This is a genomic window from Pseudomonas deceptionensis, from assembly GCF_900106095.1.
In the GTDB taxonomy this organism is placed as follows: domain Bacteria; phylum Pseudomonadota; class Gammaproteobacteria; order Pseudomonadales; family Pseudomonadaceae; genus Aquipseudomonas; species Aquipseudomonas deceptionensis.
The window spans coordinates 241,820-250,628 of record NZ_FNUD01000002.1 but is presented as its reverse complement, the minus strand read 5'-3'; the positions used below and the strand labels follow the sequence as shown (position 1 = coordinate 250,628).

9 protein-coding genes are annotated in these 8,809 nt (G+C 59.8%); 6 read left to right on the top strand and 3 right to left on the bottom strand.

Annotated elements, in window-relative coordinates; all coding sequences use genetic code 11:
* Position 1: 1 nt before the first annotated feature.
* Genes yfiR through yfiB form a run of 3 tightly spaced genes read left to right on the top strand, consistent with a single transcriptional unit; the run spans position 2 to position 2,355 of the window.
* Positions 2-577: a regulatory sequestration protein YfiR gene (yfiR, locus tag BLW11_RS01100; RefSeq protein ID WP_048362047.1), complete on the top strand. Its 576-nt coding sequence runs from the start codon at positions 2-4 to the stop codon at positions 575-577.
* Positions 574-1,830: a diguanylate cyclase DgcN/YfiN gene (gene dgcN / locus BLW11_RS01095; protein ID WP_048362048.1), complete on the top strand. Its 1,257-nt coding sequence runs from the start codon at positions 574-576 to the stop codon at positions 1,828-1,830. The genes yfiR and dgcN overlap by 4 nt, the downstream gene beginning before the upstream one ends.
* A 21-nt stretch (positions 1,831-1,851) precedes the next feature.
* On the top strand, positions 1,852-2,355 hold the full coding sequence (gene yfiB, locus BLW11_RS01090) for an outer membrane lipoprotein YfiB (protein ID WP_048362049.1): 504 nt from the start codon (positions 1,852-1,854) through the stop codon (positions 2,353-2,355).
* Between the two features lie 134 nt (positions 2,356-2,489).
* Here yfiB and BLW11_RS01085 read toward each other — a convergent pair whose 3' ends face one another.
* Complete coding sequence (locus BLW11_RS01085) at positions 2,490-3,437, bottom strand: LysR family transcriptional regulator (RefSeq protein ID WP_048362050.1); 948 nt, start codon at positions 3,435-3,437, stop codon at positions 2,490-2,492.
* Between the two features lie 114 nt (positions 3,438-3,551).
* On the opposite strand from BLW11_RS01085, the gene BLW11_RS01080 reads away from it, so the two are divergent.
* Both BLW11_RS01080 and mmsB read left to right on the top strand, forming a co-directional pair.
* On the top strand, positions 3,552-5,066 hold the full coding sequence (locus tag BLW11_RS01080) for a CoA-acylating methylmalonate-semialdehyde dehydrogenase (RefSeq protein ID WP_048362051.1): 1,515 nt from the start codon (positions 3,552-3,554) through the stop codon (positions 5,064-5,066).
* A gap of 11 nt (positions 5,067-5,077) precedes the next feature.
* Positions 5,078-5,965 (top strand): 3-hydroxyisobutyrate dehydrogenase, encoded by an 888-nt coding sequence (gene mmsB / locus BLW11_RS01075; RefSeq protein ID WP_048362052.1) that lies wholly within the window; start codon positions 5,078-5,080, stop codon positions 5,963-5,965.
* 54 nt (positions 5,966-6,019) lie between these two features.
* On the opposite strand, the gene BLW11_RS01070 is transcribed toward mmsB, so the two are convergent.
* Complete coding sequence (locus BLW11_RS01070) at positions 6,020-6,364, bottom strand: cupin domain-containing protein (RefSeq protein ID WP_048362053.1); 345 nt, start codon at positions 6,362-6,364, stop codon at positions 6,020-6,022.
* 170 nt (positions 6,365-6,534) lie between these two features.
* Positions 6,535-7,938, bottom strand: a complete 1,404-nt coding sequence (locus BLW11_RS01065) for an amino acid permease (RefSeq protein ID WP_048362054.1) — start codon at positions 7,936-7,938, stop codon at positions 6,535-6,537.
* A gap of 279 nt (positions 7,939-8,217) precedes the next feature.
* On the opposite strand from BLW11_RS01065, the gene mdaB reads away from it, so the two are divergent.
* Entirely contained in the window at positions 8,218-8,808 is a 591-nt protein-coding gene (gene mdaB / locus BLW11_RS01060) for an NADPH:quinone oxidoreductase MdaB (RefSeq protein WP_048362055.1), read from the top strand.
* The last annotated feature ends 1 nt before the right edge of the window (position 8,809 follow it).

Genomic DNA, 8,809 nt, shown 5'->3' with positions numbered 1-8,809 from the left:
CATGGACGTGGCTGTCTCCTCGGCAGAACAGCATTTTGGATGGCGGGTACGGCTGCTTTCTTTTTGCCTGTTACTGCTGAGCACTCCTTGCCTGGCCCAACCTGAAGCACCCATAAACCTGGCTGATCAGCGCGCCAAGGCTGTGACCCAAGTGGTCCTTGGCATCCTCAGCTATGCACGTTGGCCCACTGAGCCGGCGCAATTGCAGTTATGCGTGATCGGCCCGACCGAATACACCGATGACCTGCTCAAAGGCGCGACTCAGCCCAGTGGCAGGCCGGTGCAGGTTCGTCGTGTGTTGGCGAGTGATCCTGGTATTGCCAGTGATTGCAACGCGGTGTACTTAGGCAAGTTAAGCGCTGAGGAGCGCAGCCAGCTGTTCTCCAGCTTCAATACCAAAGCCGTACTGAGCATCAGCGAAGACGGTGATCAATGCACCGTAGGCAGTCTTTTTTGCCTGCGCGTGCGCGATGAACAAGTGTCGTTTGAGGTCAACCTCGACTCTGTCGCTCGCAGCGGCGTACGCATTCATCCCAGCGTGCTGCAACTGTCGCGTCGCAGGGCGGCTCAGCCATGATCCTTTCCCAAAAGCCTAAAAGCCGGCGCAGGTTGCGCTCGGTATTGCGCCGAGGGCACCTTGGGGTGGCATTGGTAGCCGTTACACTGGCCAGCGCTTCGATGACCCTGTTGGGGGTGCTGGCGCTCAAGGTGTACGCCGACCACAACTTGCACCTGATTGCCCGCTCCATCAATTACACCGTGGAAGCAGCCGTGGTGTTTGATGACCGTGCGGCGGCAACCGAAGCGCTGGCCTTGATTGCGTCCACCGAAGCAGTCGCCGAGGCCAGGGTTTACACGGCCGATGGAGAGCTGCTCGCGCAATGGCAGCGCCCGGAAGCTGGCCTGTTGCCCAAGGTCGAAAAGTGGTTGGCCGATAGTTTGCTGGAACAACCGATCACCGTGCCGATTTTGCATCAGGGCCAGGAAGTCGGTCTGGTGACCGTCCGTGGGCACGGGGCCAATATGCTGAGCTTTTTGCTCAGCGGGCTGCTTGGCGTGATGGTGTGCACGGCGCTCAGCGCCTGGAGTGCGTTGTATTTGTCGCGCCGGCTTCTGGGTGGCATCACCGGGCCCTTGCAACAACTGGCTGAAGTGGCACACGCCGCGCGCCGCGAGCGGGCGTTCGACCGGCGCGTGCCGCCGGCACATATTGCCGAACTGGACAGCCTGGGCAACGACTTCAATGCCTTGCTCGATGAGCTTGAGTCCTGGCAAAGCCATCTGCAAAACGAGAACGAGATCCTGGCGCATCAGGCCAGTCACGACTCGCTGACCAATCTGCCCAACCGCGCCTATTTTGAAGCCCGTCTGACGCGCACCCTGCGCTCGCTGAACAACGTCAGCGAGAAGGTCGCCGTGCTGTTTCTCGATAGCGATCGTTTCAAGGACATCAATGACACCTATGGCCACGCGGCAGGTGATGCGGTGCTGGTTGCCGTGGCGACGCGCGTGCGTGCCCAGTTACGTGAGGACGATGTGGTGGCGCGCCTGGGCGGCGACGAATTTGCGATTTTGCTGAGCCCGCTGCACAAGATCGCAGATGCCCAGCGCATCGCCGGCAAGATCATTGCCAGCATGCTGGAGCCCATTGAGCTGCCGGGCCAAAGCAGTGTCGTGACCTCGCTCAGTATCGGAATCGCCGTTTACCCCGAACATGGTGCAACCCCGGATTCGCTGCTCTGTGCCGCGGACCTGGCGATGTACCAGGCAAAACGCCTCGCCCGAGGCGGGCAACACGTTGCGGAGTTGGAGTACCCCGCAACTCCATGATCATCAGGAGTTACCCCCCCCATGCTTGCATTGACCCAGCGTTATCTGCAGTTTTTTAGCGTTGCCCTTTTACTGGCAACGCTGTCGTTGACCGGTTGCCAGACTGCCCCGCCAAAAGGTCTGACCCCGGCGCAGATCACGGTACTCAAACAACAGGGCTTCGAGCTGACCGAGGAGGGCTGGGCGTTCGGTTTGTCGGGCAAAGTGCTGTTTGGCAGTGACCTGGAAGTGCTCAATACGCAAAGCCAGGAAATCGTCGAGCGCATTGGCACCGCCTTGCTCGGTGCTGACATCCAGCGCGTGCGGGTAGATGGCCATACGGACTCCTCTGGCAAGGAGTCCTACAACGAACAACTGTCCGTGCGCCGCGCCAACAGCGTGGTCAAGGCGCTGCTCAAGGTCGGCATGCGCCCCGAGAATATCCAGATCCGCGGGTTGGGCAGCCGCGAGCCGGTGGCCAGCAACAATACCCGGTCGGGTCGTACTGAAAACCGCCGCGTCTCGATCGTCGTGATTGCCGACTAGCGCCATGGCGTGTAGCCGCTGAGGAGCGAAGCGAGGCTGCGATGGGCTGCGAAGCGGCCCCGGTCTTTTGAAGGCCCTTCGGTCCTTGTCGCAGCCTCGCTTCGCTCCTCAGCGGCTACATGTGCAGTGGCGAGTCACCCCGAAAACTTCATCCCCCGCGTCTCGCCCAGCAACAGCGGCGCATTCAGCTCCGTCACTTCGCGGATGTAATCCCACAGCAGGGTGATGCGCTTCAACTTCCTCAGGTCCTCGCGGCAGTACATCCAGAACTGGCGCGTGAGGTTGATTTCGTCCGGCAACACCGGTAGCAAACGCGGGTCCTGGGCGGCCAGAAAGCACGGCAGAATTGCCAGCGAGCGCCCCTGCTGCGCCGCCACGAACTGGGCAATCACACTGGTGCTACGCAGGTTGGCGCTGGCGCCGGGCAGTACATTGGCCAGGTACAGCAGCTCCGAGCTGAACGCCAGATCGTCCACGTAACTGATAAACGTATGCTCCGACAAATCAGCCGCCCGGCGGATCGGAGGGTGCTGGTCCAGATATTCCTGGGTCGCATACAGCTGCAAGCGGTAGTCGCACAGCTTGCAGCACACATACGGCCCGTGTTCCGGGCGCTCCAGGGCAATGACGATATCCGCCTCGCGCTTGGACAGGCTGATGAAGTGCGGCAGCGGCAGGATATCCACCGAAATGGCCGGGTAGGTGTCTACAAAATGGCTGAGTTGCGGGGTGATGAAAAAGCTGCCGAAACCCTCGGTGCAGCCCATGCGTACATGGCCCGACAACGCCACGCCAGACCCTGAAACCTGCTCGCAGGCCATGTGCAGCGTGCTTTCAATCGACTCGGCATACCCCAGCAACCGCTGGCCTTCGTTGGTCAGGGTAAAGCCGTTGGTGCGCGACTTTTCGAACAGTAACGTCCCCAGCGCGGCCTCCAGCGAGTTGATCCGCCGCGACACGGTCGTGTAGTCCACCGCGAGTCGTTTGGCAGCACTGCTGGCTTTGCGGGTGCGGGCCACCTCAAGAAAAAACTTCAGGTCGTCCCAGTTCAGTGCGCTTAACGATGTGATGTTTTTTTGCATGTTAGACCGGCTTTTATGTGCGTTCTTATTAGAAGAACGCACACCTATACTCCAAAAACAGTCCTGCGACCAATTTGGCTGCCCGTACTCACAAGAATAATTTCGGAGACTTCCATGAGCGTTTCTAACACCCCGTATCAAAACGCCCGCTTACTGATTGATGGCGAATGGGTCGAGTCTCAGACCACCGAGTGGCACGACATCGTCAACCCGGCCACTCAGCAAGTGCTGGCCAAAGTCCCGTTTGCCACCGCCTCGGAAGTCGACGCCGCCATCGCCAGTGCCCAACGCGCCTTCCAGACCTGGAAGCTGACGCCGATTGGCGCGCGGATGCGCATCATGCTCAAGCTGCAAGCGCTGATTCGTGAACACTCCAAGCGCATCGCCGTCGTCCTGAGTGCTGAACAAGGCAAAACCATTGCCGACGCCGAAGGCGATATTTTCCGTGGCCTGGAAGTGGTCGAACACGCGTGCTCCATCGGCACGTTGCAGATGGGTGAATTCGCTGAAAACGTAGCCGGCGGGGTGGATACCTATACCTTGCGCCAACCGATTGGTGTCTGCGCAGGGATCACGCCTTTCAACTTCCCGGCCATGATTCCGCTGTGGATGTTCCCGATGGCCATCGCCTGCGGTAACACCTTCGTGCTCAAGCCTTCCGAGCAAGACCCGCTGTCGACCCTGATGCTGGTCGAACTGGCGATGGAGGCCGGGGTTCCGCCAGGCGTGCTGAACGTAGTGCACGGCGGCAAAGACGTCGTGGACGCACTCTGCACTCACACGGATATCAAGGCTGTTTCGTTTGTGGGCTCAACCGCTGTCGGCACCCACGTCTATGACCTGGCGGGCCGCCACGGCAAGCGCGTGCAATCGATGATGGGCGCTAAAAACCACGCGGTGGTGCTGCCTGACGCCAACCGTCAACAAACCCTCAATGCACTGGTGGGCGCAGGTTTTGGCGCTGCCGGGCAACGCTGCATGGCCACCTCGGTGGTGGTGCTGGTGGGCGCGGCCAAGCAGTGGCTGCCGGACCTCAAGGCGCTGGCGCAACAACTCAAGGTCAATGCCGGCAGTGAGGCGGGCACCGACGTGGGCCCGGTGATCTCCAAGCGTGCGAAAGAGCGCGTGCTGGGGCTGATTGAAAGCGGGATCAAAGAAGGCGCGGTGCTTGAGCTGGACGGCCGTAACGTCAAGGTTCCAGGGTTTGAGCAAGGCAACTTTATCGGCCCGACCCTGTTTTCGGGCGTTACCACCGACATGCAAATCTACACCCAGGAAATCTTCGGCCCGGTGCTGGTGGTGATTGAAGTCGACACCCTCGACCAGGCCATCGCGCTGGTCAACGCCAACCCGTTCGGCAACGGCACCGGCCTGTTTACCCAAAGTGGCGCTGCGGCGCGCAAGTTCCAGACTGAAATCGATGTGGGTCAGGTCGGTATCAACATTCCGATTCCTGTGCCGGTTCCATTCTTCAGCTTTACCGGCTCCCGTGGCTCGAAACTCGGCGATCTTGGTCCGTACGGCAAGCAAGTGGTGCAGTTCTATACTCAAACCAAGACCGTCACCAGTCGCTGGTTCGATGATGAAAGCGTGAATGATGGCGTTAATACCACCATCCATCTTCGTTGAGGGCACACACCATGAACATCGCATTTATTGGCCTGGGCAACATGGGCGCGCCGATGGCGCGCAACCTGATCAAGGCCGGGCATTCGCTGAACCTGTTTGACCTGAACAAAGACATCCTGGCCGAGCTGGCAGCCCTGGGTGGCCATATCAGTGCTTCGCCCCGCGAAGCCGCCAAAGGCGCCGAGCTGGTGATCACCATGCTCCCGGCTGCCGCCCATGTGCGCAGCGTGTGGCTGGGTGAAGACGGCGTGCTGGCGGGGATCGGCGAAGGCGTGCCAGCGGTGGATTGCAGCACTATCGACCCGCAGACCGCCCGTGATGTGGCCGCCGCAGCCGCCAAACAAGGCGTGCACATGGCTGATGCGCCGGTGTCCGGTGGCACGGGTGGAGCACAGGCCGGCACCCTGACCTTCATGGTCGGCGCCAATCAGGCACTGTTCGACACCCTGCACCCGGTACTCGCTCAAATGGGGCGCAACATCGTCCATTGTGGGGATGTGGGCACGGGGCAAGTCGCTAAAATCTGCAACAACCTGCTGCTCGGGATCTCCATGGTCGGCGTCAGTGAGGCCATGGCCCTGGGCGCTGCACTGGGCATCGACAGCGAAGTGCTGGCCGGGGTGATCAACAGCTCCACCGGACGCTGCTGGAGTTCCGAGGTGTACAACCCGTGGCCGGGCATTGTTGCTACGGCCCCCGCATCGCGCGGCTATACCGGCGGCTTTGGCGCCGAGTTGATGCTCAAGGATCTGGGGTTGGCCACCGAGGCTGCACGCCAGGCCCATCAACCTGTAGTGATGGGCGCCGTGGCACAACAGTTGTATCAGGCGATGAGTTTGCGCGGCGAAGGCGGCAAAGACTTTTCGGCCATCATCAATAGCTATCGCAAGCCCGAATAGGGCTTTTCCGGGAATCCGCGTCGGGCGGATTCCCGGTTTTTTGCGTGGTCTCAATCAGGCAAAAACGAAATACTTGCGCACGGTTTCCACCACTTCCCACGTGCCTTTCATGCCTGGTTCCACGATAAAGATATCCCCGGCCCTCAGATGGATCGGTTCTTTGCCCTCAGGGGTGATGATGCAATACCCCTCGCGGAAGTCGCAGTACTCCCACTTCACATACTCCACGTACCACTTGCCGGGCGTGCAAATCCACGTGCCCATGATTTTGCTGCCGTCTTCGCTGGTGTAAGCGTTGAGGTTGACGGTATGCGGGTCGCCTTCAAGTTTTTCCCACTTGCAGGCATCGAGCACTGGCAGGGGATGGGTGTCGCGAAGCACGGTGATTGGCGCAGACATAAGACCTCCGGTGATGGGTTATCGAACCCCACCCTAACCGTGGTGGCGCACTGACAGATGCCTGATTCCGACACCCAGTGACCCGAATGCGCAACTCTTCAGTGGGAGCGAGCCTGCTCGCGAACGGTCTTCGCAAGCAGGCTGCTCCCACAGTTGAGTTCACCCCCTGCTTAGCGGGTGTTCGCCAGCGCCTGGCCTTTGCTCAGGCGTAAACGGTAGAACCCGTAGATGATCAGCAACCACACCGGGATCGCATACACCGAGGCGCGGACATCGGGGATCATCCAGATCACCGAGACGATCACGGCCATAAACACCAGGCACAGCACGTTGCTGAACGGGAACCAGAACGCCTTGAACGAAGGCGTTACGCCTTGTACCGCCATGGCCTTGCGGAACTTGATATGGGTGAGGCTGATCAGCGCCCAGTTGATCATCAGCGAAGCAACCACCAGCGCAAACAGCAGCTCCAGTGCCTTGTGCGGTGCCACATAGTTGACTACCACACACAGCAACGTCACCAGCGCCGACACGCCCAGTGCGCGCAATGGCACGCCATTTTTGGTCAGCTTCATCAGCGCTTTGGGCGCATCACCCTGTTCTGCCAGGCCAAAGAGCATGCGGCTGTTGCAGTACACGCCGCTGTTGTAGACCGACAGCGCGGCGGTCAGCACCACAAAGTTGAGGATTTGCGCGGCGGTATCGCTGCCGATCAAGGCAAAGATCTGCACAAACGGGCTGCTGCCGTAGGCATCGCCACCGGCGCCCAAGGTGACCAGCAACTGATCCCACGGGTACAGCGCCAGCAGGACGGTCAGTGCGCCTACATAGAAAATCAGAATCCGGTACACCACCTGGTTGATGGCCTTGGGGATCACCTTTTTCGGTTCGCTTGCCTCGGCGGCAGTGATGCCCACCAGCTCCAGGCCACCGAAGGAAAACATGATAAAGGCCATGGCCATCAGCAGCCCGGTGCCGCCGTTGGGGAAGAACCCGCCGTGGCTCCACAGGTTACTGAACGACGCTTGCGAGCCGCCGGTGCCGCTGATCAGCAGGTAGCAGCCGAGCACGATCATGCCGACAATCGCCACCACCTTGATGATGGCGAACCAGAACTCCATCTCGCCGAAGACCTTCACGTTCAGCGTGTTGATCAGGTTCACCAGCACAAAGAACACCACTGCACTGACCCAGGTCGGCACCTCGGGCCACCAGAACTGGATGTACTTGCCCACCGCCGTCAGCTCGGCCATGCCCACCAGCACGTACAGCACCCAATAGTTCCAGCCCGACAGGAAGCCCGCATAGCCGCCCCAGTACTTGTGGGCGAAGTGGCTGAAAGAGCCAGCTACCGGCTCTTCGACAATCATCTCGCCCAGCTGGCGCATGATCAGGAACGCGATAAAGCCGGCAATCGCATAGCCCAGAATCATTGACGGCCCGGCCGACTTGAGCACGCCCGCCGAGCCCAGGAACAGGCCCGTACCGATGGCGCCGCCCAAGGCGATCAGCTGGATATGGCGATTCTTCAAACCGCGTTTGAGTGTGACCGGGGGAGAGTTGTCGTCAGCCATCGGGTGCCCTGTTCGTTGTTGTTTTCAGTGTTGATCGGAATCACCCGCGCTGTGGCAGCGGGTGTCAGCAGACCGGGATCTTACTCCCGCAAAAAACGCAGGCATACAGGGGATAACCACAGGCAACAATCAAAACTCTATTCGTGCTTTTGAAGCAAAGGTCATTTGACTCATCACGGGTTTTTCTTACACAGGCAGATCGATATTCTGCCGGCATGTTTTTGAACCCCCCCATGCCGCTCAACAGCGCTGAGGGTTTACCCCCCCTGGAGGCTGATGATGAAAAAAGTACTTTTGCTTAACGGCGCGAAAAAATTTGCCCACTCCGATGGTCGCTACAACCTGACCATGCACGACACCGCACTGGCGTTCTTTGACCGTCAGGGCTTTGAAGTCAAAGTGACCCACATCGACGAAGGCTACGACATCGCCGAAGAAGTCGAAAAATACCTGTGGGCAGACGTCATCATTTATCAAATGCCGGGCTGGTGGATGGGCGCGCCGTGGATCGTTAAAAAATACATCGACGAAGTCTTCACCGAAGGCCACGGCAAGCTGTACGCCAGCGACGGCCGCACCCGCTCCGATGCTTCGCAGCGTTACGGCAGCGGTGGTTTGATCCAGGGCAAGCAGTACATGTTGTCGCTGACCTGGAACGCGCCGCAGCAAGCGTTTGACGACCCGGCCGACTTCTTTGAAGGCAAAGGCGTGGACGCGGTGTACTTCCCGTTCCACAAGGCCAACGAGTTCCTGGGCATGACCGGCTTGCCGACCTTCCTGTGTGTTGACGTGATGAAGCGCCCGCAACCCGAAGTCGACGCCGGCCGTTATGAGCAGCATTTGACTGAAGTGTTCGGCCTCAACGCCTGAG